The following is a 26,413-nucleotide window of genomic DNA, read 5'->3' on the forward strand; positions in this document are numbered from 1 at the left end:
TCGGCGATGCTCATAGGTGACAGTCAAGTGGCCCTCAGGTCTGATCCAGGCATCGACTGCTCAGCTTCCTGATGATGCGTTTCACCAATAAACATATACATCGCCGGCACCATAAACAAAGTCAGCAGCGTACCAATCGACAACCCGGCAAAGATCACCAGCCCCATATCATGCCGCCCCGCAGCCCCTGCGCCGGATGCCCACACCAGTGGCACCACGCCGAGCACCATGGCGGCGGTGGTCATCAGGATCGGGCGCAAGCGCACGCCGGCGGCTTCTTCGATGGCTTCGCGCTTGCTGTGCCCGGCGCGCTGCAATTGGTTGGCGAACTGCACGATCAGGATGCCGTGCTTGGTGATCAACCCCAGCAGCGTTACCAGGCCCACCTGGGTGTACACGTTGATCGAGGCGTAACCCATGGTGATGAAGGCGAGGGCGCCGAACAGTGCCGGCGGCACCGAGAACAGGATGACGACCGGGTCGCGGAAGCTCTCGAACTGGAAAGCCAGCGCCAGGTAGACGATCAGAATCGAGAACATCAGCAAGCCAAAAAAGCCACCGGATTCCTGGATGAACTGGCGCGATTCGCCGGCAAAGTCCGAGGTGTAACCCGAAGGCGCCACGTTGGTGAGGATGGTGTTGAGCTTGGCCAGCAGCTCGCCCTGGGCCACGCCACTGACGCCGGACAGGGTCGCCGAGTTGAGTTGCTGGAAGTGGTTGATCGATTCCGGCTGGGTCGAGGTCTCGATATGCGCCACGGTGCGCGCCGGGATCATCGCGCCTGCGGGCGTGCGAATGTAGTAATCCAGCACTTGCTCCGGGTTGAGGCGGTTAACCTGCAGCACTTGGGGAATAACCTTGTAGGAGCGCCCGGCCGTGGAGAAGTAGTTCACGTAGTTACCGCCCAACGCCGCGGACAGCGCGGCGCCGACGTCGGCCTGGGTCATGCCGAGTGCGGCGATCTTCTCCCGGTCAACCACCAATTTGGCTTGTGGCTTGTCCAGTTTCAAATCCATGTCGGCGAACCAGAACAGCTGTTGTTTCTGCGCCTCGGCCATGACCGCCTGGGCCACTTCATTGAGGTTTTCCACCGAGTCGGTGGTGGTGATCACAAACTGCACCGGCAAGCCCTGGGCGCCGGGCAGCGACGGCAGTGGGAAGGCGGCGATGGTCGCGCCGGGCACCTGGTTCCATTTTTGCTGCAGGTCGAGAATCAGCTGGGCTTGCGAGCGTGTGCGGTCACCCCAGGTTTTGAGCAGCACGCCGCCCAGGCCCTGGTTGAGAATAGGCAGGCCGGTGAGTTGGAACATCTGCGCGTATTCAGTTTCTTTGCTGGCGATCTGAAAAGCCTGGTCGGCAATGCGCTCCATCTGTTGCGGCGAAGCCGTCGGCGGGCCTTTGATCTGCATGAACACCAGACCTTGGTCTTCGGTCGGCGACAGTTCGCTTTTGGCGGTCATGCCACTGGCGGCGACCAGCAGGAACAGCACAAACCCAAAGGTCACCAGCACCGGCCAGATGTTCAGCCCGCCGGACAGCACGCGGTGGTAACGCCCGCGCAGCCAGTCAAAGTACTGGTCGAGCTTGCGTGCAAAACGGCCTTCCTCCTGCCCGGACTTGAACAGCTTGGAGGTCATCATCGGCGACAGGGTCAACGCGACCACGGCCGACACGGTCACGGCGCCCGCCAGCGAGAAACAGAACTCCTTGAACAACGCGCCGGTAAGGCCGCTGCGCAAGCCGATGGGCACGTACGCGGCCACCAGCACCACGGTCATCGCGATGATCGGGCCGCCGAGTTCCCGCGCCGCGATCAGCGAGGCCTCGAGCACGCTTTTGCCTTCTTCCTTGATATGCCGGTCGACGTTTTCCACCACGATAATCGCGTCGTCCACCACCAGGCCGATCGCCAATACCAGCGCGAGCAGGGTCAGCAGGTTAATCGAGTAACCCAGCAGGTACATGATGAAGAAGGTCCCGACCAGCGACAGCGGGATCGCCACCAGCGGCACAATCACCGCGCGGAAGGAGCCGAGGAACAGGTAAATCACCACCGAAACAATGATCATCGCCTCGACCAGGGTCTTCACCACTTCGTAAATCGAGGTGTTGATGAACTCGGTGGAGTCATACACGATCTCGCCGCGCACGCCGGACGGCAGTTGCGATTGCAGCTCGGGGAACGCTTCGCGCACGCTGTCGGCGACAGTCAGGATATTTGCGGTGGGCGCCGCCTTGATGCCGATAAACACCGAACGCTTGCCGGAAAACGCCACGCTGCTGTCGTAGCTTTCGGCGCCGAGGGTCACGGTGGCCACGTCTTCCAAATAAACCAGTGCGTCGCCTTTCTGCTTGATCACCAGGCGCTTGAATTCATCCACGGTGTGCAGGTCGGTGCCGGCCGTAAGGTCGACGGTGACGGTTTGCCCACGGGTCGAGCCCACAGCCGACAGGTAGTTGTTATTGGCCAGGGCCGTGGACACGTCCTGCGCCGTGACGTTGTGCGCCGCCAACTTGTCCGGGTCCAGCCAGGCGCGCAGGGCAAACTGGCGCCCGCCGAGAATCTCCGCGGTCTGCACGCCCTGGATCGAATCGAGCTTGGGCTTGACCACCCGCACCAGGTAGTCAGTGATGTTGTTGGTGGGCAGCGTGTCGCTGTAGAAGCCCAGGTACATGGCGTCGGTGGTCTGCCCGACGGCAATCGTGAGCACCGGTTCCTGGGACTGGGCCGGCAGTTGGTTCTTGACCGAGTTGACCTGGGTATTGATCTCGGTGAGCGCCTTGCTGGCGTCGTAGTTCAAGCGCAGCGTGGCGGTAATCGTCGAGACACCGGTGATGCTGGTCGAGGATAGATAGTCGATGCCCTGGGCCTGGGCAATGGCCGACTCCAGCGGCTGGGTAATAAACCCGGCGACCGTGGACGCGTCCGCGCCGTAGTAGGCGGTGGTGATGGTGACCACGGTATTTTCGGTGCGCGGCCATTGGTTCACCGGCAATTCGAAGATCGAACGCAGCCCCAGGATCAGGATGAACAGCGAAACCACCACGGCCCACACCGGCCGCTGGATAAAGGTATCGGTAAGCTTCATGGGACACCTTTAGTGTTCTTGGGGAGTCGGCGCCGGGTCGTTCAGCGGTGCGGCGCTGTTATCGACCTTCACCGGCGAGCCGTTCTTGAGCTTCATCTGGCCGCTGGTGATCAACAGGTCGCCTTCTTTCACGCCCGACAGCACCGCGACCTGATCGCCACGGGTCGGCCCGGTCTTGATGAAGGTTTGTTGCGCGGTGAGCACCTCTTCGCCTTTGTCGTTTTTGCTCGAGGTGGCGATAAACACCGTGGTGCCGTAAGGGTTGTAGGTGACCGAGGTTTGCGGAACGGTGAGGTAGCGTTGGGTGGTGCCGGAGTTGACCACCGCGCGCGCGAACATGCCGGGCACCAGGCTTTGCTTGGGGTTCTCAACGGTGGCTTCGACGGTGACGTTGCGTGTGGTTGCGTCGAACTGCGTGTCGATGGTGCTGATCTTCCCGGTGAAGGTTTTATTCGACAGGCCATCGGCCGTCACCGCCACGCTTTGGCCGATGGCGATGGCTTCCAGCTGGGTCTGCGGCACCGAGAAGTCGATGTAGATGGGATCAAAGGTCTGCAGCGTGGCGATTTTGTCGCCGGGGTTGAGGTATTGCCCTGGGTTGACACTGGTAATGCCGATGCGCCCGGCAAACGGCGCGCGAATGGTTTTTTTCGCCACCAGTGCCCGCTGTTGTTCGGCGGCGGCGAGCTTGGCTTTGAGGTCGGCGGTGTCGGTGTCGACTTGGGCCTGGGAGATGGCGTTGACCGCCAGCTGCGCCTTGTCGCGCTTGAGCACAATGCCGGCGAGGTCGGCGGTGGCCTCCAGGGAATGCAGTTGCGCGATATCCGCGTCGGCATTCAACTGCACCAGCAGCGCCTGGGCCGCGACTTCCTGCCCCGGCGTAAAGCCGAGGGTGCGCACGATGCCGCCGACTTCCGTGGTCACATCCACGCCGCGCACCGCCTTCATCGAGCCCACGGCGGAGACGCTCGGTTGCCAGTCGCTAAATGGCACCTGCATGGCCGTCACCACGGCGGCCGGCAACGGCGCTTTGGATTGGGCGATCAGTGCCGAAATCTGCACGAATTTCACCCCGGCGATGATCGCGACGATCACCAGCACCACCACGATCATGATGAGCATCGGCCGCCACAGACGACGCTTGCGCGGTTGTCCGGGCTCGGGGGGCAGGGCAGAGGCAGTCTGAACGTCAGCCATGGGGTCTCTCACTGTTTCAATGATTCGATTCAGGTGCAGCCTTATTGCTGGCTGGCATGATCTCTTGCCACGACGGCAGGCCGAAGCGATCCGGTTTGCCCTGGGTGGCGGGGTCGACGTCGGTGCGGTTCCACCAGCCACCGCCCAATGCCTGGAACAAAGCGGTGGTGTCGCTGTACCGAGCGGCCTGCGCCTTGACGCGCGATAGCGCGGTGTTCTGGTAGGTTTGCTGGGCGTTGAGCAAGTTGATATACGCCACGGCGCCGAGGCGGAACTGGGCCTGTACCAAGTCGAGGTTGGCTTGGGCAGCGCGTTCGGCCACGACTTGCTGGTTGAGCGCATCGGCATCCGCCTCCAGCGCCCGCAGCGCATTGGCCACGTCCTGGAACGCGGTAATCACGGTGCCGCGGTAGCGCGCTGCCGACTCATCATAGGCAGCCACGGCCGCGCGTTTGCGGTGTTCGAGTGCGCCGGCATCAAAGATCGGCTGGGTGATTGAACCGGCCAGGCTCCAGACGCCGCTGCCCGCCGAAAACAGCTTGGTGCCACTGGCCACCGTGGAGCCTAACGACCCGGTAATGCTGAACTGCGGCAATTGATTGGCGACGGCCACGCCGATATTGGCGCTTGCTTGATGCAGTTGTGCCTGCGCCGAGCGCACATCCGGCCGCTGGCCGACAATGGCCGAGGGCAGGCTGACCGGCAGTTCTTCCGGCAGGTGCAAGGAGGCCAGGTTGAAACGCTCGCCCTGATCCTGATTCGGAAAGCGCCCGAGGTACGCCATCAACTGGTTGCGGGTCTGCGCCAATTGCTTTTGCAGCGGCGGCAAGGTCGCACGGGTTTGTGCCAGCGCGGTTTGCTGTGTGAGCACATCGCTATCGCCGATGGCGCCCAGTCGTCGCTGGGCTTGCAGCAAGTCGAGCTGGCCGCCCTGCAGTTTGATGATTTCTTCGGTGGCGGCGACTTGATCGCGCAACGACGCCAGGCTGACCGCCGTGTTGACCACATTCGAAGTCAAGGTCAGGTAAGTCGCCTCCAGCTGGAAGCGCTCGTACTCAGCCTGCGCCGTGGTCGATTCGATTTGCCGGCGCGTGCCGCCGAACACGTCCGGGGCATAGGACACGCTGAGCGATGCCGAACTCACCGTAAGAATCGGCGATTCCGGAATGCCCGAGGTCACGCCCGAGACTTTCTCGCGGGCTTTCTGCACATTGGCGCTCACCGAGGGAAACAGTGACGCCTGATCGGCATACACCAGTTCGTTAGCCTGGCGTAATGCCGCCTGCGCAGCGCTGACATCCGGGTTGGCACGCAGGGCCTCTTCGACCAGGGCATTGAGTGACGGCGAGCGGAACAGCGTCCACCACTGCCCAGGGATATCCATGCCGGCGATCAGCCGCTGCGCCGCGCCACCGGTGTCGATATCGGCCCCGGCGGTGGCGGTGAGTTTTTCTCTTGAATAGTCGGCATTTGTCGGCACATCGGGGCGCGTGAAATCAGGCCCAACGGTACAGGCGGCGAGGGCAATGCACAGCAGGCTTAGGGTCGCCAGCCGATGGGGTGGTTTAAACGGGGCGCGGATGGGCGCTACTCCTGATGCACGCTGGCGACGCTGCTCTTTCATATTTACTCTAGGTAATCAGGTGGTTAACTGCTTTTTATTGTTGAGTCATGCGTGCATTTCCATCCGCCTCGGCCGCTGAAAAAAGGCGCGGGTTACCAAGGTTTCAATCAGTGTAGGTGGCGCCGGGCAGTCCGCAATGTACTGGCGCAGTGTCGGCAAGATGAAAATGCGGATGCTGCATTATTTATGCATTACGTTATGCGTTATGGGTACTTTACAAGCGGTGGTTATAACCGCATCGTATGAGTCCCTACGAACACTCCGAGACCGCGCGCGCGGATCGACTTGCATGCCTGACAAGGCATCTGGAGACGAACGTGCGTTACCTTTCAAAACTGGCGGCCGGGTTGGCTGCCACCCTGTTGTGCCTGACCGCGAACGCGCAAACGCTGGTGGTCGGTGACCAAAGCTACAACGCCCAAGCCGTGATGGAAGCGGCGGGTGTGCTGGAAAATCTGCCCTACACGCTGGAATGGAAGCAATTCACCGCAGGCTCGCCGGTTGCCGAAGCGCTGAATGCCAACAGCCTGGATATCGGCTTGCTGGGGGACGCGCCGGTGCTGTTCCTGGGTGCGCTGGGCGCGCCGATCAAGGTGATTGCAGTCAGTCGGCAAAATCTCGAAGGCGTGGCGATTCTGGTCCGCAAGGACTCCTCGATCCACAGCCTGGCGGACCTTGCCGGCAAGCGTGCGGCAATCTGGAAAGGCTCCTGGAGCCAGCAATTGCTGCTGACTGCGCTGGATAAAGCCGGCGTCCCACGCGACTCGCTGGAGCTGCGCTATCTCAGCGCCCTCGATGCCTCCCATGCGCTGGAAGGCGGCTCGGTTGACGTCATCGCCACGTGGGAGCCCTACGTCACCCAACAGGAACGCCAAGGTGCCCGCGTACTCGCCACCGCTGAGGGCTTGATTCCGGCCCAGAGCTTCATCGCCGCCAACGCCAAGGCCGTGGATGCCAAGCGCGCACAGATCAGCGACTTTCTTCAACGCCTGAAAAAAGCCCGTGACTGGGCGCGCCAAAATCCGGCCAATGCTGACGCTTACGCCGATGTCTGGGCCAAACGCACCCGCGCCGACACCGACATCGCCCGTGCCTGGTTCGCCCGCGCCCGCACCACGGTCGAGCCACTGACCGCGCAATCGCCGGTAGACGCGCAAAAGACCGTGGACTTTTTCGCAAGCCAAGGCCTGGTCAAGTCGTACTCGGCGGCCAGCCTGTTCGACGACTCCTTCTCGGCCGCCCTGCAACCCGCCGTCGCCACCACCCAGCCCTGAACGCTTCAAGGAATTCATCTGACATGACCAACAGACAGCTCAAACTGGGTGCCTTGACCATGGGTTGCGGCGGGCCAGGTCGCCATAACCTGTGGCTTGACCCGCAACTGCCGGCTGATGCCAGCGTCAATGTCGACTGGTACATCGACATCGCGCGCCAGGCCGAAGCGGCGCTGTTCGACTTGATGTTTATCGTCGACAGCCAGTTCATCACCGAAGGCTCGCCATCCCACTACCTGAACCGCCTGGAACCGCTGACATTGTTATCGGCGTTGGCTGTCAGCACGCGGCACCTGGGCTTGGTCGGAACGCTGACCACTTCTTACAACTCGCCCTACAACGTCGCACGGCGCCTGGCCTCCCTCGACCTGATCAGCAAAGGCCGCACCGGCTGGAACGTGGTCACCAGCGGCGATGCCGGCACTGCTGGCAACTACAGCCGCGACGAACATTACGACTACGACACCCGCTACAGCCGCGCCGCCGAGCACGTCCAAGTGGTGCAAGGCCTGTGGAACTCCTACGAGGACGATGCGTTTGTGCGCGACCGCGCGACCGGCCAGTTTCTCGACCCGCGCAAACTGCACAGCCTGAACCACAAGGGCGAGCATTTTTCCGTGGTCGGCCCGCTGAACATCCAGCGCTCACCCCAAGGCCAGCCGGTGATCTTCCAGGCCGGCGACTCAGAGCAAGGCCGCGACCTGGGTGCGGCCACCGCCGATGTGATCTTCACCCACGCGGCCAGCATCGAACAGGGCCAGGCGTTCTACCGGGATATAAAGGGCAGGGCGGCGCAACACGGTCGCGACCCGGAGCAGTTATTGGTGATGCCCGGCGCCGAGATTTATGTGGGCGACACCGATGCGCAGGCGCGTGAAATCGAGCAGCACTACCATCACGCGGATCACAGCTTTGAACTGGCGCTGAAGGAGTTCGGACGTAATTTCGGCTGGCATGATTTCAGTCAGTACGACCTCGATGCGCCGTTCCCGCAAGAGAGTCTGGAAGCCGCGCGCAGCAGCTTTTTCACCAACGCCAAACGCATTGCTGACCAGGCGCGGGAGAAAGGCTTCACGTTGCGCCAGGCGGTGGAGTTCGGACGGCAACTGCGACCGGGGGCGTTTGTGGGCACGGCGGACACCGTTGCGCGCAAAATGGCGGAATGGTTTGAAGCGCGGGCGGTGGATGGGTTCAATATCTACATTGGGCATCCGCAGCAGTTCGCGCGGTTTACGCAGGAAGTCATAACGTTGCTGCAAGAGCGGGGTGTCTATCGCAAAGCGTATGAAGGGACGACCTTGCGTGAAAGCTTGGGGCTGGAAATTCCTCGGTTCATGCACATAGATTAAGAGTGCGACTGTCTGCTTCGTAATGTGGGAGCTGGCTTGCCTGCGAAAGCGGTGGGTCAGTCAGGATCGATGTTTGCTGGGCCGTCGCCTTCGCGGGCAAGCCCGCTCCCACATTTTGATCTGCATTTTTTGCAGCTGACTGGGTTCCAGCCTCGGCATGCGGTCGAATGTGGGAGCTGGCTTGCCTGCGAAAGCGGTGTGTCAGACAGCATTAATGTTTGCTGGGCTGACGCTATCGCGGGCAAGCCCGCTCCCACATTTTGATCTGCATTTTTTACAGCTGACCGGGTTCCAGCCTCGGAATGCGGTCGAATGTGGGAGCTGGCTTGCCTGCGAAAGCGGTGGGTCAGTCAGCATTAATGTTTGCTGGGCTGACGCCTTCGCGAGCAAGCCCGCTCCCACATTTTGATCTGCATTTTTTACAGCTGACCGGGTTCCAGCCTCGGCATGCGGTCGAATGTGGGAGCTGGCTTGCCTGCGAAAGCGGTGGGTCAGTCGGCATCAATGCTTGCTGGGCCGTCGCCATCGCGGGCAAGCCCGCTCCCACCTAGATAGGGATAATGGCGGGTGTTTATAAACAGCTGCAACCCTGGGTTTTGAGAACCCTCTGGCATAAATTCAGATAGAGTCCGTCGACGCCTCTATCAATCATTAGTTGAAGAATGAATCGTTCGCTGTTTGTTTCCCTGGATGGGCCCAAGGGCACCGGCAAAACCACGCTGTTGGAAGCCGTTACGAAAGCCCTGAGGGCAGGCAATAACAAGGTGATCCGGCTTTGCGAGAGAAAAAGCGATCCCTATCGGGGTGAAACAATGGCCCTCGTTAACCAATTCGTCAGAAACCCCACCCGGGATCTGGAACTTCAGGTTTGCGAGCGCTTTGCTGATAGCCGTGCCTGGATGTCCGAGCATGTGCTCGATAAACAGCCACCGGGCAGCATCGTGCTGATTGATCGCTGGTACCCCTCGGATGCCGCGTTTCGCCGGATAGTCCCCTTTGCAGAAATTCTACAGCTCAACATTGATCGGAACGTGCGCGTGCCTGACTTGCATGTCGGGGTTGTCACCGCCCCGGATATTTCGTGGGCGAGGGCCGCAGCACGACGGCGTGGGCTGAGCAGTACGGTGATCCATACGCTGGAGGAACAGGTCGCGTGTACGCAGGCGTTCGAGCGAGCGGTTGCTGAGCAAGGCTGGGTTTTATGCCGTAATGAAGGCACGATCGACGACGCAACACTGCAGGTGGTTGCTGAGATTTATAGCCTGCTTTAAAGCTGCGGGTCCTGGCCGGAGCGGTGCAACGCCGCTGCCGTGACCCGTGCCGGTAAGGCGCTCCAAGCCCAATCCCAAACCCTTCACACCACCCCTGCATTCATTTCCTGTATTCGCACTCAGAAAAAGGTTGAGAAATCACATCAAATGTTATTTAAATAACAGGATAATAGCGTCACGCCCGCCCTGGACGTGCTCGCAACAAAATGGGATGACCCTGTGAATGACAATTGAAGAGCGTTTGATGGAACAGGCAAAGCGTGCCGCCCAGAGCACGTACTCGCCTTACTCCCACTTTCCGGTTGGCGCGGCGTTGCTGACCGCCGACGGTGAAGTGGTACAGGGTTGCAACGTGGAGAACATCTCTTACGGGCTGACCAACTGTGCCGAGCGCAGCGCCTTGTTCAGCGCCATCAGCCAGGGCCATGCGCCCGGCAGTTTCACGGCGATGGCGGTTTATGCACCCAACGTTTCACTGATAAGCCCTTGCGGTGCCTGCCGCCAGGTGATGCTGGAGTTGATGGCCAAGGATGCAGTGGTGATTTGCCAGGGCAGTGACCCGGCCGCCACGCGTACCTGGACCCTGGCGCAATTGCTGCCGGGCGCCTTCGACGCTTTCTAATCCTGGGCAGGCCTTCGGGTCTGCGTCCGCTCGGTCCATTGTTGAGACGTCTGCATGATCAGTCTTGTCGGAATAGCGACCCTTATTGTCATTGCCATTGCTTTATCCCATCAGCGTCGCTCGATCAATTGGCGCACCGTTTCGGTGGCGTTTGTGATCCAGGTGTTGATCGGTGCTTTTGCGCTTTACGTGCCTTGGGGCCAGACGGTGCTGGCTTCGCTGTCGGGGGCGGTGGCCTCGCTGCAGCTGTACGCGAACAAAGGCATCGAGTTTCTGTTCGGCGGCCTGAGTTCGCCGCACATGTTTGAAGTGTTCGGCAGTGGCGGGTTTGTATTCGCCATTCGAGTGTTGCCGATGATCGTGTTCTTCGGCAGCTTTATCTCGGTGCTGTATTACATCGGCGTGATGGGCTGGATCATCCGGCTGGTGGGCGGCGCCTTGCGCCTGTTGCTGGGTACCAGCCGTATCGAGTCGATGGTGGTGACGTCGGCGATTTTCATCGGCCAGTCGGAGGTGCCGCTGGTGGTGCGGCCGTTCATTGCCAAGCTGACACGCTCTGAGTTGTTCGCGGTGATGGTCGGCGGTTTCGCGGCGGTGGCAGGCTCGGTGCTGTTGGGCTATGCCGGGCTTGGGGTGGAACTAAAGTACCTGATCGCCGCGTGTTTCATGTCGGCGCCGGGAGCCTTGTTGATGGCCAAGCTGATGGAACCGGAAACCGAACCAGCCCGCACCGAACAGGTGATCGAGGAGCTGGGGCAGGCTGAGAACCGCCCAACCAATATCATCGACGCCGCCGCCGAGGGCGCCCAGGTCGGCTTGCGCCTGGCCTTGTCCGTCGGTGCCATGTTGCTGGCGTTTATCGCATTGATCGCGCTGTTCAACGGGCTATTGGGCTGGGCCGGCAATTGGTTTGGCTACCCGCAATTGACCTTGCAACTGGTCCTCGGGCACGTGCTGGCGCCCATCGCTTTTCTGCTCGGGGTGCCGTGGCATGAGGCGGTGCTGGCCGGCGGTTTTATCGGTGAAAAACTGGTGCTCAACGAGTTTGTCGCCTATGCCGACCTGGCTAATTACTTGACCCCGGCCAAGGCCGCCGAAGCCGGTGTGCCGCTGTTGTCGGTGCACACCCAGGTGATCGTGACCTTTGCCCTGTGTGGCTTTGCCAACCTTTCTTCGATTGCCATCCAGCTGGGCGGTTTGACCGGTATCGCCCCGCAACGGCGCCAGGAGCTGGCGCGGCTGGGCTTGCGCGCCATGATCGGTGGCACGCTTTCCAACCTGATGAGTGCGGCGATTGTCGGCTTTTTCATTTCGCTGTAAGGAGTACGGTATGTGGTTGCCACAAGAAGTGATTCGGCGTAAACGCGACGGGCACGCCCTGGCCGCAATTGACATTCAACGCTTTGTCGCCGGCATTGCCGACGGCAGCCTCAGCGATGGCCAGGTGGCCGCGTTCGCCATGGCGGTGTTCATCAAGGGCATGGATGTGAGTGAGCGTCTGGCCTTGACCGAGGCCATGCGCGATTCCGGCCAGGTGCTGAAGTGGGATCTGCCAGGGCCGGTCGTCGACAAGCATTCCACCGGTGGCGTCGGCGATATGATCAGCTTGCTGCTCGCGCCATTGCTGGCGGCCTGTGGCTGTTACGTGCCGATGATTTCCGGGCGCGGCCTCGGGCATACCGGCGGCACCCTGGACAAGCTCGAAAGCATCCCCGGCTACGACTGCCAACCCAGCCCTGAACGCCTGCACGCGGTGGTGGCCGAAGTCGGTTGCGCCATCATCGGCCAGACCGCCAACCTGGCACCTGCGGACAAGCGCTTGTATGTGATCCGCGATGTGACCGGGTCGGTGGAGTCGATTGATCTGATCACCGCGTCGATCCTCGGCAAGAAACTCGCCGCCGGCCTCGACGTCTTGATCATGGACGTGAAGACCGGCAACGGCGCCTTCATGGCCGAGCCGGAACAGGCGCGTGCGCTGGCCGCCAGCATCGTCGCGGTAGCCAACGGTGCCGGGGTCAACACCCGTGCGCTGATCACCGACATGAACCAGCCGCTGGCGCGCAGTGCCGGCAATGCCCTGGAGGTGGCCGAAGCAGTCGCGCTGCTCAAGGGCGAGGTGCGCAGTGAACGCCTGTGGGCGGTGACGTTGGCGCTGGCGAGCGAGGTGCTGAGGATGGCCGGTTTGGCGAACGATGACGCTCAGGCGCGCGACCAATTGCTGCAGGCCTGGCAGAGCGGGGCGGCTTTGCAGCGCTTCGAGCAAATGGTCGGTGCACTGGGCGGCCCGCAGGATTTTACCCGCGACCCCGAAGCGCATTTACCCAAGGCCGCCGTGTCGGTGCCGGTGTGGGCCGAGGAAGAAGGCTGCGTCAGCGAGATCGACACCCGTGCGGTGGGCTTGGCGGTAGTGGCATTGGGCGGCGGGCGCAGTCACCCGGACGATGTGCTGGACCTGTCCGTGGGTTTCAGCGATTTGGCCTTCGTCGGTGAACAGGTCAACGCGCAACGGCCGCTGGGGTGGGTGCACGCGCGCAACCTGGAGCAGGCCGGGCAGGGCGCAGCCGCCTTGCGCGCAGCCTATCGGTTAGGCGGAGCTGGCCTGGCCGCACGTGATTTGATTCAGGAAAAACTATGAGCAAGGCCATTGTGTTAGTCCTCGACTCGTTGGGCATCGGCGCCAGTGCCGACGCCGCTCTTTTTGGCGACACCGGCGCCGACACCCTGCGCCATATTGCCGAGGCGTGCGCCCGTGGCGAAGCCGATGGGCCGTTTCGAAAGGGAGCTTTGTCGTTACCAAACCTGGGCCGTTTGGGCTTGGGGGCTGCCGCGGCGGCCAGTGGTGACGGCCCGTTACCGGGCCACTGGGGCGACGCTGCACCGGTCGGTGCCTACGGCCACGCGCGGGAGCAATCCTCCGGCAAAGACACGCCGTCCGGGCATTGGGAAATGATGGGCGTGCCGGTGTTGTTCGACTGGGGGTATTTCGAGCAGCCGGTCGATTCATTCCCGCCACAATTGCTCGCCGACCTGATCGAGCGGGCAGAGTTGCCCGGCATCCTGGGCAACTGCCACGTCTCGGGCACCACGGTGCTGGACGACTTGGGTGAGGCGCACATCCGCAGCCGACAGCCGATTTGCTACACCTCAGCCGACAGCGTGATGCAGATCGCCGCCCATGAAAGCCACTTCGGGCTCGATGCGCTGTATCGAGTGTGTGAAATCGCGCGTGAGTTATGTGATGCATACACCGTCGGCAGGGTCATTGCCCGACCGTTTACCGGCGAGCACGCGGGCGCGTTCCGCCGCACCGGCAATCGTCGCGACTACACCGTGCCACCGCCGTCGGCGACGCTGCTTGATCGTCTCTGCGAAGCCGGCGGCAGCGTGCATGCGGTCGGCAAAATCGGCGATATCTTCGCTCACCGAGGTATCAGTCGGCTGTATAAGGCCGACGGCAACGACGCGCTGTTCGATGCCACGCTCAAGGCCTACCAGGAAGCGCCGGACAACAGTCTGGTGTTCGCCAACTTCGTCGACTTCGACATGCTCTACGGCCACCGCCGCGACCTGGCTGGCTACGCCGCCGCGTTGGAGGCTTTCGACCGCAGGCTGCCGGAATTACTCGCGTTGATGGACCCGCACACGTTGCTGATCATCAGCGCAGACCACGGTTGCGACCCGTCGCGGCCGGGCAGCGATCACACCCGTGAGCATGTGCCTGTGTTGGCTTATGGTGCTGGTATGGCCGCAGGTTGGCTGGGCGAGCGGGGCAGCTTTGCTGATATTGGCCAGACGTTGGCGGCGCATTTGGGGTTGGGGCCGTTGGTGTGGGGCGAGTCGTTTTTGTTGAGGGAGCATCGCTAGAAACACAGATCCACCGTATAGGCAGCATTCCCCTCCGGAATAAATCTTAGTCCCGGATGCCGCCTACAGGTGATTCATTACGGCCTTTAATCTGCCTGCTTCGGCGCCAACCTGGCGCCCGCCGAGTCGCTGCGACATGGGCTTTCGGCGCGATGCAGGGCAGATTGAAGGTACGTCACGTGGAATGAGCGTGTGACGAAGCTGCCGCTGAGGCAGTGGAGCGTGTCTTGCGAACTGGCTTTAAGTGCGAGCTTTACTTCGCTTGTGTAGCCGCGAGAGATTTATGCCATTGCGAATAGGGCGTGTTTTTGACCTGGCACTGATTAAAGTCGGGGGAACCATCATCCCACCATACCGGCCCGCGCTCACCCAGCTCGACCTTGGCCTTCTGAACCCGCGCCCTCGCACCGTTCAGCTGCGTCTCATCACCTGACGCTTTAGCGCTCTTTACTTCACGACGCGCTTCCATAAGTGAATTAACCCACTTCTGGCGTGCGTCTGCGGGCAGCGACGGATTGCTGCAGCGCCAGAGTTTGCCGTTAACTAAAAAATAACGGCCATCGGGTGTTGTCGGATACATCCAGGGGCTCCAAAGGGCTCGTTGTCGTCTTCTATTCTCCTTATAGGTGACCATGCCCCTCGGTGTGGAATTCAATCACGGTTGAGCCTTGGCTGACGAAGTCATCTTCGCCCGAGCACAAAAGGGCTTAAACAGCGCTTTCTTATTCAGGTTTTGAGTGACTTGCTGCGTCTGCAGCGCTCCGAGCAATAGCGTACTTCGTCCCAGCAACGGGCCCATTTCTTTCGCCATGTGAAAGGAAGCCCACAGGTTGCACAGGTTTTGACTGGAAGCTCTGACTTTTTCAATAGACGTCCTTGATATCAAGTTCGTATGCCCATACTTGGTCAAACCGCGAAACGGGGCGCATCTTAAATAAGTCCTCCAAGACAAGAGGAGAGAGGTCGTGTCTAAGCTTCATCCAGAAAACCGTGAGAGTAACTCGACATTTAAAAATTTTAAAATCCAATGGGCTTTGATGAGCGCCTATGAGCGCTTCGAGCAACTGGTGGTACTGACGCTGAGCCTGATCATAGCGCTGGTGATCGTTATCGCCGTGATGCAACTCTGCCGGAATGTAGTGCCCCTTCTGATAGGCGGAGCCATTGATCCGCTGGATCACAACGCATTCCAAGCGCTATTTGGCTCCATTTTCACGGTATTGATTGCCTTGGAATTCAAGCATTCGATAGTGCGACCCGCCCTCAGGCGCAACAGCGTCGTGCAGGTAAGAACCGTACTGATGATTGCATTGCTGGCCCTGAGCCGAAAATTTGTCATCCTGGATTCGGCCGTCACTCCGGCTTCGACCATCGCGGCGCTAGGTTTCGCGACGTTGGTACTCGGCCTGCTTTGCTGGCTTTTGCGGCACCGCGACCTGTCTGATTAGCGAGCTGCGCTCCAGCAACTGACGAATTCGCTCGCTGCAGGCGCGTTGCCTGTGCGGCACGGTGTGCCCATGGTTTTAAGCCGAGAAATTGGGTTGGAAAATTTTTTTCGAGGTGCCCTTGAAAATGTTTTGGAAGTACCTATTTTCGGTTTTACGCGATGCCGAAAACGGGTCGCGTCTTAAATCACTTGGAGAAAACTCAGGAGATTTTGCTATGGCTACTACTCTTTCTTTGGCCCCTCTGTTTCGTCAGTCCGTGGGTTTTGATCGCTTCAACGACTTGTTTGAATCGGCGCTTCGTAGTGAGGCTGGTAATAGCTACCCACCTCATAACGTCGAGAAACATGGTGATGATCAATACCGCATCGTGATTGCAGTGGCGGGTCTCACAGAGGAGGACATAGACATTCAGGTAGAGAATGGCGTACTGAACGTTTCTGGTGGAAAACGCGAAAACGATGAGAAGGTGACTTACCTTCACCAAGGCATAGCTCAGCGGGCCTTCCGCTTGTCTTTCCGGCTGGCTGACCACATCGAGGTGCAAGGTGCATCACTCACCCATGGGCTGTTGGCAATCGAGTTGCTTCGAGTTATTCCCGAAGAAGCCAAGCCAAAACGCATCCAGATCGGTACTGCTGGCAAGCCAGACCAGCGTCAGGTAAGCCTGCAATAATTTTGTTCAAGGCGCTCTCCGGAGCGCCTTTTTTCTTCTGCTTTAATCGATCTCAGCGGCATGCAAGTACAGTTTGCCTATACAACAGGATCCGAGAGCCATTCTATCGCTTAGCTTTGATCGCCCAATAGTGACACGCCATTCTCCAAAACATGACAGAGCTTGTCACAAATAGAAAAACTATCAAAATATCCGCGCTAAGCGTTATCTCGGGCCTAGGATAAATATGTGTGAGGGTGATGTTGTACATCGACCAACCCAGCCCCATAAGCAAACCCACCATAAGCTTGAGCTGAGGTTTTAGTCTATGGCGTCGCTTGCACAGATCAAAACCAATGCGGGCTACACTCAAGACGCCACAGATTCCACAGGAAACTTGAATTAGCACGCAGTAGATATTAAATATTTTCCTCACAGACCATTCTGTATAACGCAGCGCTGAGACCTGCACTGCACCCTGGCAAAGTAGCGTGACCCCTAATGGGAGGAGGACGATCACAGCTAGGAAACCGAAATAGCTCCTGCGCAAAAGGAGGCTTTTCAGAGGGGATACTGGGGGCGTGGGACTCAAGGCCATGGATTTTTTATCTTCGTGGGTTATCAATATGCGACCGTCACGACGTTGACAGCCAGCACCATTCATTTAAAAGGCGGGCCCATACTATCCATGGGCTAAAATCTCCCAGTCTGGCTAGTTCATGCGCTAGATTATCGTCGAGGCCTCTGCATAGAAAGAGGTACGGCTTATTCTTCATATATCGAATCGGTACCCGTTGGCGTTGCGGGATTCAGCTCCAGCGAAAACGCACAAGGTTCATTGCCTGGACACTTATGGCTCACCGCCCTTACCCGCGTTTGAGATCAACATCAATTTGAACTAATCATTACGCTCGTCCCCCTAACGCTGTGCAGATTGCATCAAGCCCAGGTTTTTTCTGGGGTACTCACTCCCACACGAACATTTGGTGAATCATGAAGAGCGAACAGGTAGAAGGGGTTGTAGACAAGGTTGCTGGCAAAGCGCAGAGCGCAGTCGGTAAATTGTTTGGTGATTCGAAGCTCGAGGCCGAAGGAAATGGTCGCCAAGTTGCTGGTCAGTTGACCCAAACCTATGGCGATGCGCTGGACAGCGTATCTACATTTGTTAAAGAAAAACCAGTTGCTGCAATCGCGATCGGTGCAGTTGCTTTGCTCGTTCTAGATCGTCTCTTTCGCCGCTGAGCCACAAAGGTAGAACGCTCCGTCAGGGGCGTTCCCTTTTTGCGTTTATCGCCCCGCGCGTCTGGACCTGTAGATCAGTGGGCGAGGGCGGTCCACTCAATGGCCCGCATAAATCTCTTCCCATGTCGTAGTCCTTCGGCGTGCATACGGTCTGGATCGCGAGTGTCTTGGTAGGTTGTGCATGGGACGCCCTGATCTACGCCTATTCGAGATACCTCTGACTTCCCCGGACGCTTACAGGGCAATGAGAGTCTGGGGCGATTAACTGCCCTAAGGAGTATTAGAGATGGCCATCCAATCGCGCCTCAGCCCACTGTCTGAAGAGCAGATGAATGAATCACAGAGAGCCGTCCTTAGAGACATTCTCAGTGGCCCACGAGGCAACCTTGACGGCCCGTTTTTAGCGTGGATTCAAAGTCCCGAGCTTGCCAGCCATGCCCAAAAGCTTGGTGCGTTTTGCAGATACGGTACGCGCTTGGAGCTTCGATTGACCGAGCTGGCTATTCTCGTCACTGCTTCCTGGTGGCAGTCCCAGGCTGAGTGGCAAATTCACGAGCCCATTGCCCGCAGCACGGGTCTGTCAGACAGTATCATCGAGTCTCTCAAGCAGCAGGTTTTGCCGGAGTTCCAGCGTGATGACGAACGTATTGTTTATCGTCTTGGGAGGGCACTTTATGAGTATCGTCGCGTTGACGATGCTCTGTACGCCGACGCCGTCAGTACGCTTGGCGAGCCTGCTGTGGTTGAGCTGATAGGTGTCTATGGCTACTACGCGTTTGTGGCGATGACACTCAATGTTTTTGCTGTGCGACGCGATGGAGATGCACCACTGCCATTCCCTGAGCCCTAGGGGCTGCTGAGGTGAATCAAGTATTTATTCAGGCCGCCATTAAGGCGTTATCAGCGATCGCGCGATTGACATGGCTATCGAGCCAGTTGAGCTTTCAAGCTGGCGACTTCCGCTTCGAGTTCACGCACGCGTTCTTGGGCCTCGAACTCGACGCTGACGTCCTTCTGGATGCCGATGTAATAGGTGAGCTGATCAGCCTCGTTAAAAACCGGAGTAATCGACAGCTCATTCCAGAAGGCGCTACCGTCCTTACGATAGTTGCGAATGATTTGCCGGCAGGGCTGATGCAGCTTTATCGCCTCTCGGATAACAGCCAGGCCCGCTTGGTCTCGGTCATCACCCTGAAGGAAGCGGCAGTCCTGATACAGCGTTTCGTCAACGCTGTATCCCGTCAGGCGCTGAAAGGCGGGGTTAGCGTAGATCAGGATGTTCTCATCGCCTTCCTGCTCGGCAATTACAATGCCATCATTCGACGTTTCAACCATCAATTTCAGCAATTCTGCGTCGATCATTTTCAGAGTCCGGTGAATTTCACATCAGTCTAGGACAACTTGGGGGTTATGAGCGTTTTCGAGATCATTGGAAAGTATCTCTATATCGCCAACGACTCTATGTGTCCTTCACGTGCGACACAAATCTCATCATGGAGGCTCTGCTGTACAAGAGCGCAGGAAAACGGTTTCAATCTTCACTCCCTACCTACCAGGGAAGGCGTTCTCCGTTATAAGCGAAGAAATTGCCACTGTCGGCAGGCTCTATTCGGTCGATCAGCGATAGTAATTCACAGGCGGCCACGTTTGCCGGCCTGGCGGCAGAGGCACTCCGAAAGGGTTGCGACAGTGCTGATACAACTGTACCCGGGTGAAGGCTCAGCAGTCGGCTCTGAGGTCGGGTTCTTGCCAGTTCGATGGCTGCCGTTTTGATCAGCATGTTCAGTGCTGCCTTGGAGGCGCGATAGGCGTACCAGCCGCCCAAGCGGTTATCGCCGATGCTCCCCACCTTGGCAGAGAGCATCGCCATCGCGCCGCGAGGATCAAGCAAGGGCAGAAAGTGACGCAAAACCAGCGCAGGCCCGATTGTGTTGACTTGAAATACCGACTGCAACGCATCTGCATCAATCGCAGAGTAACTTTTTTCAGGCTTTATTTTGTCGCGATGGAGCAGGCCGGCGGCATGCAAGATCAACTGATACGGTGCTTCCTCCGTCAATTCGGCCGCTGCTCTGGCGATACTGTCGGCATTCTCCAGATCGAGGAATGGAACACTGTTGCGCCCCAACTCACGAACATGCGCGCACCGTGGATCCTGATTGAGCAACTCACAAAAAGCCGAGCCGAGCGCCCCACTGGCGCCTATTACGAGGGCACGATAGCCCTCACCGAGGGAATTCATCGTGAAGGGAGTGTTCATCCAGGCTCTCCTGCGGTCTGATGCGATTTTTTGGTGTTAACCCAGTCGGCCTATCAGTTGCAGGAACTCGTGACGTGTAGCAGAGGACTCGCGAAAGGCGCCAAGCATCACGGATGAGGTCATCACCGAATTTTGTTTCTCCACACCCCGCATCATCATGCACATGTGCTTCGCCTCAATGACCACGGCCACGCCGGCGGCATCGGTGATGTGCTGAATGGCGTCGGCAATTTGTTTGGTAAGGTTTTCCTGGATCTGCAGGCGCCGGGCGAACATATCCACCACCCGGGCGACCTTCGACAGGCCCAGTACCCTTCCGGTGGGGATGTACGCTACATGCGCCTTGCCGATGAAGGGCAGCATGTGATGCTCACATAATGAATACAGCTCGATGTCTCGCACTATGACCATTTCATCGTTTTGCGATTCGAACAATGCGCCATTGATCACTTCCTCCAGACTCATTGTGTAGCCATTGCACAGGTACTGCATCGCTTTTGCTGCGCGCTTGGGGGTATCCAGCAGTCCTTCACGCTCAGGGTTCTCGCCTACGCCGACGAGAATTTCACGGTAATGCTCGGCTAATGATGGGTTCATCTTTATTCCTCGCAGCCTTGCTGCGCTTGATGTGTCGGCAATCCTTGGCAGTGGGAGAGTATCTGCTGCGCACGATCTGACGCAGATGACACAGGGTTCGCCAGATCAGCCATGACCCAGGCTCTTCGTCGGGGCCATGACAAGGCGAGGCTTTCTAGGGCTGCTTTTTTTTCAACGTGGGCTGCCCGTCTGATGCGGGTTTGGGCGCCGGCACCGCGCAACGGTTATCGACACAGCGACGGCCACTATCTGGGTGAGGTAACCACGCCAAATGGGGACGTAAGCGGCAGAAGAGGCGATAACCGAACTCAAACAACGGGCGCAATGCACGCCACGTCAGTGGCGTTGCCCAGAAACCCAAACCGGCAGCTCGCCAGCTCCAAAGGGTGGCGTCCAGACCGGTTACCCAGCGTCCATCAGCAAAACGGGCGTGCAGCGAGGACTGCATGTGCTCGAACGTGAACCCCAGTGCCTTGGCGTCGAATGCACCGCTGCTGATGTCCACAAACAGCAGTCGATCCTTTACGGCATGGCCGCGCAGGAGCTTGATTTCGCGCGCACACAGAGGGCATTCACCGTCGAAATACAGGGTCAGCGGCCAATTCACTTTATTGTACATCGACCATGCTCTTGTATAAGTTTTTTACACGATATGCTGAAAGAACCAGACTGACAATGGGCACTATTTTTTTTGAAGTGCTACGGGCGGTCAGCCTGCTTTCGTGAACGGATCGCCTGTAGCTTGCGAGAACAGGTCCAGCGGTGCGATGCAGGTCATCGACATAACGTTGGTCAAATAATCAAGCAGAAAGGCCGCCCATGAGATCAGGGGCGGCCTTGTTTTTTTAGTCGACGCTCAATTCCCTCTGTAGGTAGAGAAACCGTAGGGGCTGAGCAGTAATGGGATGTGGTAGTGCGCAACGGCACCGTCTACCTCAAAAATGACGGGTACCTCTGGAAAGAAACTTGAGACGTTGTGCGCTTTGAACCACTCACCGGTTTTAAAGGTGACACGGTAGATGCCTTTCTCCAGGGCCTGGCCATCGGGGTACAGCCCGGGAATACGGCCTTGCTCGTTTGTCGCGGCGCTGTTGAGCATGTTCCAGTTCTTGCCGTCCTGTTTTTCCAGCGTGACATTGACGCCAGGGGAGGGCAGACCATCTTGTAAGTTGAGTACATGCACGCTGAGCGGGTTTCCTGCCGCTAACGCCAGTGACGATACGACACTCAATACAAGGCCCGCGAAGAACGTTTTTAATCCAGTCATGATGATGTCCTTAGTTTTTGACAGTCGGTAAAATTTTGTTGATAGCGGCCAGTGCGCAACCTTCATCGTTTGCTGCACCGCCGGCACCGGCCACTCCGATCGCGCCAATGACTTGCCCTTCAAACAGCAACGGCACGCCGCCGCCCAGCAGTAACAGCTCATGCAGGGTGTTGAGGTTTTCCGCATCGGGTGTGCTGCGGGCACGCTCTGCCAATAGTCGTGTTGGCGTTTTGGTCGACAGGGCGGTATAGGCTTTGCGTTGGGCGGCTAATGTGTTGTGTGGCCCCACGTTATCGTCGCGCTGCAAGGCGACTAAATTGCCCCCACGGTCGACAATGGCAGCAACGCCTGTACGGCCATCGGCATGACAGGCTGTCAGCGCGGCATTCAGCAAATCGTTGGCCATTGCCAGTGACACGTCGTTGCGCTGCAGCACTTGATCCGGGGCTGCAACGGCGAGCGCTGAGTTCATTGCGAGTGACAGCAGCAATGAGGTCGATAGGCTTATACGCATGCTTTGTCCTTTGTGTGGTCTGGCTGAGTCATAGCCAGGCATGATGCCCCGTGCACTCCGTCAGAATGATTGCCTGATGATTACCAAGATGTAATGTGCCAAAACGCTCGGGCGCGCTAGCCTATGCTCCAGTTCCGGAGGAAAAGATGCGTATCCTGGTCGTAGAAGATGAAGCGAAAACAGCGGATTACCTGCACAAAGCCCTGACTGAATCGGGCTACGTGGTGGAGGTCGCCCTGGATGGCCTGGAGGGCCAGTATCTGGCGCAGGAAAGCGAGTTCGACCTGATCATCCTGGACGTCATGCTGCCGGGCCTTGACGGCTGGCAATTGCTGCAGATTATCCGGCGCAAGTGGCAAACCCCGGTGCTTTTTCTTACCGCCAGAGACTCTGTGGAGGATCGGGTCAAAGGGCTCGAGTCAGGGGCCGACGATTACCTGGTCAAACCCTTTTCCTATGCCGAGTTGTTGGCTCGCGTACGTACGCTGCTGCGCAGGGGCCCGCCCCGTGAGGTCGAGCAGTTTCTGGTTGCAGACCTCAGCCTGGATCTGTTGCGACGCAAGGTCACGCGCCAGGGTGAACGCCTGACCCTGACCAACAAGGAGTTTGCCCTGTTGCACCTGCTGGTCAGCCGTGAAGGAGAGGTGCTATCGCGCTCGTTGATTGCTTCGCAGATCTGGCAGATGAACTTTGACAGTGATACCAATGTGGTCGACGTCGCCATCCGGCGACTGCGCGCCAAGGTTGACGATCCTTACCCGCTCAAGTTGATACAGACAGTGCGTGGCATCGGCTACATGCTTGAGGTGCAATCCTGAAACTGTTTCCGCGCGCCCTGAGCTTGCGCCTGGCGGTCATGTTCGCGTTAGTCAGCGCGTTGCTGCTGGGCTCCATTGGTTTTTATCTTTATCAGTCGTTACAGCGAGAAATCGCGTGGCGCGATGACCAGGCCCTGCTCGGGCGCCTGGTGCGCATGCAGGCGTTGATCAACGACAGTGTCAGCGTCGAGCAACTCAGAAATCGGCCCAAGCTATACGAAAATATGCTGGGTAATCGCGACAACCTGCTGTGGATTATCGATGACACCGGCCAGGTGCTGATCGAAATCAACCCCGTCAGTATGAGCTTGCCCACGTTACCGGCCGCAGCCCAGGCTCAGTTGGGTGATGGTGACACTTCGGTGTCGGTGCGGCTTGCCTGGCAGCATGTCATGCAGGGTGATCGCGGCTTGACCCTGATTGCTGGCAAGTTGTTGAGCGAGCGCGAGCAGATGCTGGGGGCCTACCGACTCAAGCTCTGGCTCGCGATGTCGGTCGGCGCGTTGCTGGCTTTTGTGCTCGGCGGGTGGGTCAGCCAGCGAGGCTTACGACCTGTGCGCCTGCTGGCGAAGCGTGCTGCCGCCATTGATGCACACCACCTGCATCTGCGGTTGGATGAGTTCAGCGAATTCAGTGAGCTGCAAGTGCTCAGCCAGGCGCTTAATCAAATGCTCGCACGCCTCGAAGAGGGCTTCGCCCAGCTCTCACGATTCTCAGAGGATCTCGCCCATGAGATGCGTACCCCGCTCACTAACCTGATGGGGCATACCCAACAATCGCTCAGGCATGGTCGTTCAATTGAGGACTACCAGAACCTGCTGGTTTCCAATCAGGAAGAATATGAGCGTCTGGCGCGAATGATCGACAGCATGCTGTTTCTCGCTCGTAACGAGCAGTCGCATGCATCGGTAAGTCTTGAGCTCATCAACCTGCACGATCTGGTCGAGCAACTGTGTGAGTATTTTGAAGGCGTGGCGCAAGAGCATGATGTCACGCTGATCAATCAGGCCCATGACCACTTGCGTGCTGATCCGGCCTTGATCCGTCGAGCATTGGCTAACTTGCTGTCCAACGCGCTACGTTATGGCGCGACTGGTACCGCGGTGACTATTAGCAGTGTGGTATGGGAGGACAGGATCGAAGTCACAGTGCACAACCAAGGCCCGCCGATTTCAGCGCAACATCTACCTCGACTGTTTGAGCGCTTCTACCGGTGCGACCCGTCACGCAACCAGCCGGACGACTCGGGTGGTTTGGGGTTAGCAATCGTCCGCTCAATCATGCAATTGCATGGCGGTCGGGTAACCGTTGAGAGCACTGGAGCCGGTACGCGCTTTTGCTTGGTGTTTGTGCTGCAGAATGCTTGAGCGAATGCCATGGGGCTTATGTTTTGAGGTTTTTTCTTGGTTTGTTTCAATGGTCTTCACCTCATTAAAACCTCAGGTTGCGTCTTGATGCCATCGCACCTGCGAGCGCTATCGAGAAAACCCGCCGAGGCGGGTTTTCCAGACACAGCACAATTTTGCTGTAATGCACCGCTTTACTGAGACATGTCATTCTTTTTCATGTCGTCTTTTTTCATGCCGTCATTGGACATGGAATCTTTCTTCATCGTGTCTTTGCCCATGGTGTCTTTTTTCATCGTGTCCTTACCCATGGTGTCTTTGTGCATTTCATCCTTTTTCATCGTGTCCTTTTTCATCGTATCGTGGGACATCGTGTCTTTCTTCATCGTGTCATTGCTCATCGTATCGTCGGCGTGTACAACCGCGACGCCCACTGCCAGGCACATACCTAGGATTGCAGTCGTTAACCTTTTCATCGTGAAGCTCCTTGAGACTCAGGTTGCGAATAAGCGCAGCCCGGGCCGCGCAATGGGGTTGCCACGGGCGTCAGCTGCCACCGAACCAGTTGTAGCCCTGGTCTTCCCAGTAACCACCCGGGTAGGTATTAGTGACGAAAATCGCTTGAATGTGCTTTGGGTTCTTATAACCAAGCTTGGTGGGCATGCGCAGCTTCATTGGAAAGCCATATTCACGGGGCAGTACGGCACCGTCGTAGGTCAGCGTCAGTAGCGTTTGCGCATGCAGCGCCGTGGCCATGTCGATACTGGTGTAGTAATCGTCGGCACATTTGAAGCCGACGTACTTTGCGTCGGTATCTGCGCCAACGCGCTTGAGGAAATCACTGAAGCGGATGCCTCCCCATCGGCCAATGGCGCTCCAGCCCTCGAAACAGATGTGCCGGGTGATCTGATCGCTCTGTGCCATGGCACGCAGTTCCTCAAGCTTCCAGCTGCGCTTGTCGGCGACCATGCCGGTTACTTCCAATCGGTAGGTGTCCTCATCGACGGCAGGCGCTTCGTCGATGCCGTAGAAGGCATTGAAGGGGAATGGCCGCGTAATCATCGATTCTGCGTAGGTAGGGGCCATGGCGTTCGGGTTGAACAGCCAGCCCTGCACCCTGTCATTGAAGCGCGACATGGAGGACAGCGCCGTTTCAACGTGATCGTTATCGGTGATATTGCAGCCGGACAGCATGGCGACACCGCCCAGGGTCAGGCTACGCAGCAGGAAGGCGCGCCGTGAGCGATCTTCGACCTGGAGCGAAATAATTTTCCGTGCTTCCTTCAAAATGGACGACTCATCCAGCACTGGGCGTTGTTCACGCTTCCTCATACGCGCTCCTTATGGCCGACAATCATGGCCAATAACGTCTTTGGAACCAGTGCGACCATCACCAAATGCACGGCGATAAAAGCCACCAACAGAGACATTGCAATGAAGTGCAGATGACGAGCGCTGTCGTAGCCGCCCAGCAGTTCACGTAGTAGCGGGAACTGGACTGATTTCCACAGAACCAACCCGGAAATCACTAGAGCAATAATGTCGAGCATCACAAACAGATACGCCACACGCTGCACGTGGTTGTAATGGCCAATATCGTCATGCCCCAATCGCCCATGGAGTGCAGACCACAGGTCATGAAAAAAGCCTTTGGGTGATACAGGAAAAAAACGTCGCGACAGACGGCCGCTAAAAAGATTGAAAAGCAGGTAGAAAAGGCTGACGACGACCAACATCCACATTGCTGCGAAATGCCATTGCAACGCGCCCCCCAGCCAGCCCCCCAGGGTGATCGACGTGGGGAAATTAAAATCGTAAAGGGGAGAGGCGTTATAGATACGCCATCCGCTGGTGATCATTACCAGCACCGCTAAAGCGTTCAACCAATGGGTCAATCTCAACCAGGCGGGATGGCTGCTTTGTGGGTTCACAGAAGCAGCACGGGTTGTTTCAGGTGCGGCTTGCATTGGAGGAGA

27 protein-coding genes are annotated in these 26,413 nt (G+C 58.3%); 13 read left to right on the plus strand and 14 right to left on the minus strand.

The window, feature by feature from the left end:
- Positions 1–23 precede the first annotated feature (23 nt).
- Genes PspR76_RS15350 through PspR76_RS15360 form a run of 3 tightly spaced genes read right to left on the minus strand, consistent with a single transcriptional unit; the run spans position 24 to position 5,910 of the window.
- The gene (locus PspR76_RS15350) at positions 24–3,089 is read right to left on the minus strand and encodes an efflux RND transporter permease subunit (protein WP_159956524.1); all 3,066 of its coding nucleotides are present in this window, start codon (positions 3,087–3,089) and stop codon (positions 24–26) included.
- Positions 3,090–3,098: 9 nt separating this feature from the next.
- A complete protein-coding gene (locus PspR76_RS15355) occupies positions 3,099–4,286 on the minus strand; it encodes an efflux RND transporter periplasmic adaptor subunit (RefSeq protein WP_159956526.1) in 1,188 nt (395 codons plus the stop codon).
- Between the two features lie 16 nt (positions 4,287–4,302).
- Complete coding sequence (locus PspR76_RS15360; protein ID WP_237235666.1) at positions 4,303–5,910, minus strand: efflux transporter outer membrane subunit; 1,608 nt, start codon at positions 5,908–5,910, stop codon at positions 4,303–4,305.
- A gap of 317 nt (positions 5,911–6,227) precedes the next feature.
- Between PspR76_RS15360 and PspR76_RS15365 the strand changes: the two genes are divergently transcribed.
- The 7 genes from PspR76_RS15365 (at position 6,228) to PspR76_RS15395 (ending at position 14,293) form a co-directional block, all read left to right on the plus strand.
- Positions 6,228–7,184 carry an ABC transporter substrate-binding protein gene (locus PspR76_RS15365; protein WP_159956528.1) on the plus strand — a complete coding sequence of 319 codons (957 nt, stop codon included), beginning with the start codon at positions 6,228–6,230 and terminating at the stop codon, positions 7,182–7,184.
- A gap of 23 nt (positions 7,185–7,207) precedes the next feature.
- Positions 7,208–8,533, plus strand: coding sequence for an LLM class flavin-dependent oxidoreductase (locus PspR76_RS15370; RefSeq protein WP_159956530.1), 1,326 nt, complete (start codon positions 7,208–7,210; stop codon positions 8,531–8,533).
- Positions 8,534–9,195: 662 nt separating this feature from the next.
- Positions 9,196–9,804 (plus strand): dTMP kinase, encoded by a 609-nt coding sequence (locus tag PspR76_RS15375; RefSeq protein WP_159956532.1) that lies wholly within the window; start codon positions 9,196–9,198, stop codon positions 9,802–9,804.
- Between the two features lie 223 nt (positions 9,805–10,027).
- Positions 10,028–10,426, plus strand: a complete 399-nt coding sequence (locus tag PspR76_RS15380; RefSeq protein ID WP_159956534.1) for a cytidine deaminase — start codon at positions 10,028–10,030, stop codon at positions 10,424–10,426.
- Between the two features lie 54 nt (positions 10,427–10,480).
- Positions 10,481–11,746 carry a NupC/NupG family nucleoside CNT transporter gene (locus tag PspR76_RS15385; RefSeq protein ID WP_159956535.1) on the plus strand — a complete coding sequence of 422 codons (1,266 nt, stop codon included), beginning with the start codon at positions 10,481–10,483 and terminating at the stop codon, positions 11,744–11,746.
- Between the two features lie 10 nt (positions 11,747–11,756).
- Positions 11,757–13,064 (plus strand): thymidine phosphorylase, encoded by a 1,308-nt coding sequence (gene deoA / locus PspR76_RS15390; protein WP_159956537.1) that lies wholly within the window; start codon positions 11,757–11,759, stop codon positions 13,062–13,064.
- The gene (locus tag PspR76_RS15395; protein ID WP_159956539.1) at positions 13,061–14,293 is read left to right on the plus strand and encodes a phosphopentomutase; all 1,233 of its coding nucleotides are present in this window, start codon (positions 13,061–13,063) and stop codon (positions 14,291–14,293) included. Before deoA ends, PspR76_RS15395 begins: the two co-directional genes overlap by 4 nt.
- Before the next feature lie 253 nt (positions 14,294–14,546).
- On the opposite strand, the gene PspR76_RS15400 is transcribed toward PspR76_RS15395, so the two are convergent.
- The gene (locus PspR76_RS15400; protein ID WP_159956541.1) at positions 14,547–14,873 is read right to left on the minus strand and encodes a hypothetical protein; all 327 of its coding nucleotides are present in this window, start codon (positions 14,871–14,873) and stop codon (positions 14,547–14,549) included.
- 146 nt (positions 14,874–15,019) lie between these two features.
- The gene (locus tag PspR76_RS15405) at positions 15,020–15,160 is read right to left on the minus strand and encodes a DUF2256 domain-containing protein (protein WP_159956543.1); all 141 of its coding nucleotides are present in this window, start codon (positions 15,158–15,160) and stop codon (positions 15,020–15,022) included.
- 170 nt (positions 15,161–15,330) lie between these two features.
- Between PspR76_RS15405 and PspR76_RS15410 the strand changes: the two genes are divergently transcribed.
- From PspR76_RS15410 to PspR76_RS15425, 4 genes are all read left to right on the plus strand, one after another.
- Positions 15,331–15,741 carry a phosphate-starvation-inducible PsiE family protein gene (locus tag PspR76_RS15410; protein WP_159961451.1) on the plus strand — a complete coding sequence of 137 codons (411 nt, stop codon included), beginning with the start codon at positions 15,331–15,333 and terminating at the stop codon, positions 15,739–15,741.
- Positions 15,742–15,955: 214 nt separating this feature from the next.
- Entirely contained in the window at positions 15,956–16,414 is a 459-nt protein-coding gene (locus PspR76_RS15415; protein WP_159961453.1) for an Hsp20 family protein, read from the plus strand.
- A 972-nt stretch (positions 16,415–17,386) separates the two neighbouring features.
- Positions 17,387–17,635, plus strand: a complete 249-nt coding sequence (locus PspR76_RS15420) for a CsbD family protein (protein ID WP_159956545.1) — start codon at positions 17,387–17,389, stop codon at positions 17,633–17,635.
- Positions 17,636–17,921: 286 nt separating this feature from the next.
- Positions 17,922–18,485 (plus strand): carboxymuconolactone decarboxylase family protein, encoded by a 564-nt coding sequence (locus tag PspR76_RS15425; RefSeq protein ID WP_159956547.1) that lies wholly within the window; start codon positions 17,922–17,924, stop codon positions 18,483–18,485.
- A gap of 74 nt (positions 18,486–18,559) precedes the next feature.
- Here PspR76_RS15425 and PspR76_RS15430 read toward each other — a convergent pair whose 3' ends face one another.
- From PspR76_RS15430 to PspR76_RS15455, 6 genes are all read right to left on the minus strand, one after another.
- Positions 18,560–18,997, minus strand: a complete 438-nt coding sequence (locus PspR76_RS15430) for a PAS domain-containing protein (RefSeq protein WP_159956549.1) — start codon at positions 18,995–18,997, stop codon at positions 18,560–18,562.
- Positions 18,998–19,184: 187 nt separating this feature from the next.
- Positions 19,185–19,895 (minus strand): SDR family NAD(P)-dependent oxidoreductase, encoded by a 711-nt coding sequence (locus tag PspR76_RS15435; protein ID WP_159956551.1) that lies wholly within the window; start codon positions 19,893–19,895, stop codon positions 19,185–19,187.
- 36 nt (positions 19,896–19,931) lie between these two features.
- The gene (gene folE / locus PspR76_RS15440; protein ID WP_064452409.1) at positions 19,932–20,492 is read right to left on the minus strand and encodes a GTP cyclohydrolase I FolE; all 561 of its coding nucleotides are present in this window, start codon (positions 20,490–20,492) and stop codon (positions 19,932–19,934) included.
- Positions 20,493–20,646: 154 nt separating this feature from the next.
- Positions 20,647–21,111, minus strand: coding sequence for a thiol-disulfide oxidoreductase DCC family protein (locus PspR76_RS15445; RefSeq protein WP_159956553.1), 465 nt, complete (start codon positions 21,109–21,111; stop codon positions 20,647–20,649).
- Between the two features lie 237 nt (positions 21,112–21,348).
- On the minus strand, positions 21,349–21,759 hold the full coding sequence (uraH, locus tag PspR76_RS15450) for a hydroxyisourate hydrolase (protein WP_159956555.1): 411 nt from the start codon (positions 21,757–21,759) through the stop codon (positions 21,349–21,351).
- Positions 21,760–21,769: 10 nt separating this feature from the next.
- The gene (locus tag PspR76_RS15455) at positions 21,770–22,273 is read right to left on the minus strand and encodes a GlcG/HbpS family heme-binding protein (RefSeq protein WP_159961455.1); all 504 of its coding nucleotides are present in this window, start codon (positions 22,271–22,273) and stop codon (positions 21,770–21,772) included.
- Positions 22,274–22,419: 146 nt separating this feature from the next.
- Between PspR76_RS15455 and PspR76_RS15460 the strand changes: the two genes are divergently transcribed.
- Together PspR76_RS15460 and PspR76_RS15465 are read left to right on the plus strand one after the other, a co-directional pair.
- A complete protein-coding gene (locus tag PspR76_RS15460; protein WP_017479552.1) occupies positions 22,420–23,091 on the plus strand; it encodes a heavy metal response regulator transcription factor in 672 nt (223 codons plus the stop codon).
- Positions 23,088–24,458 carry a heavy metal sensor histidine kinase gene (locus tag PspR76_RS15465; RefSeq protein WP_159961457.1) on the plus strand — a complete coding sequence of 457 codons (1,371 nt, stop codon included), beginning with the start codon at positions 23,088–23,090 and terminating at the stop codon, positions 24,456–24,458. Before PspR76_RS15460 ends, PspR76_RS15465 begins: the two co-directional genes overlap by 4 nt.
- A gap of 173 nt (positions 24,459–24,631) precedes the next feature.
- On the opposite strand, the gene PspR76_RS15470 is transcribed toward PspR76_RS15465, so the two are convergent.
- From PspR76_RS15470 to PspR76_RS15480, 3 genes are all read right to left on the minus strand, one after another.
- Complete coding sequence (locus PspR76_RS15470; RefSeq protein ID WP_064452401.1) at positions 24,632–24,913, minus strand: pentapeptide MXKDX repeat protein; 282 nt, start codon at positions 24,911–24,913, stop codon at positions 24,632–24,634.
- A gap of 70 nt (positions 24,914–24,983) precedes the next feature.
- Entirely contained in the window at positions 24,984–25,769 is a 786-nt protein-coding gene (locus PspR76_RS15475) for a molybdopterin-dependent oxidoreductase (RefSeq protein ID WP_159956557.1), read from the minus strand.
- Positions 25,766–26,404, minus strand: coding sequence for a cytochrome b/b6 domain-containing protein (locus PspR76_RS15480; protein WP_159956559.1), 639 nt, complete (start codon positions 26,402–26,404; stop codon positions 25,766–25,768). Before PspR76_RS15480 ends, PspR76_RS15475 begins: the two co-directional genes overlap by 4 nt.
- Positions 26,405–26,413: the final 9 nt, after the last annotated feature.

The sequence above is a fragment of the Pseudomonas sp. R76 genome, from assembly GCF_009834565.1.
GTDB lineage: Bacteria > Pseudomonadota > Gammaproteobacteria > Pseudomonadales > Pseudomonadaceae > Aquipseudomonas.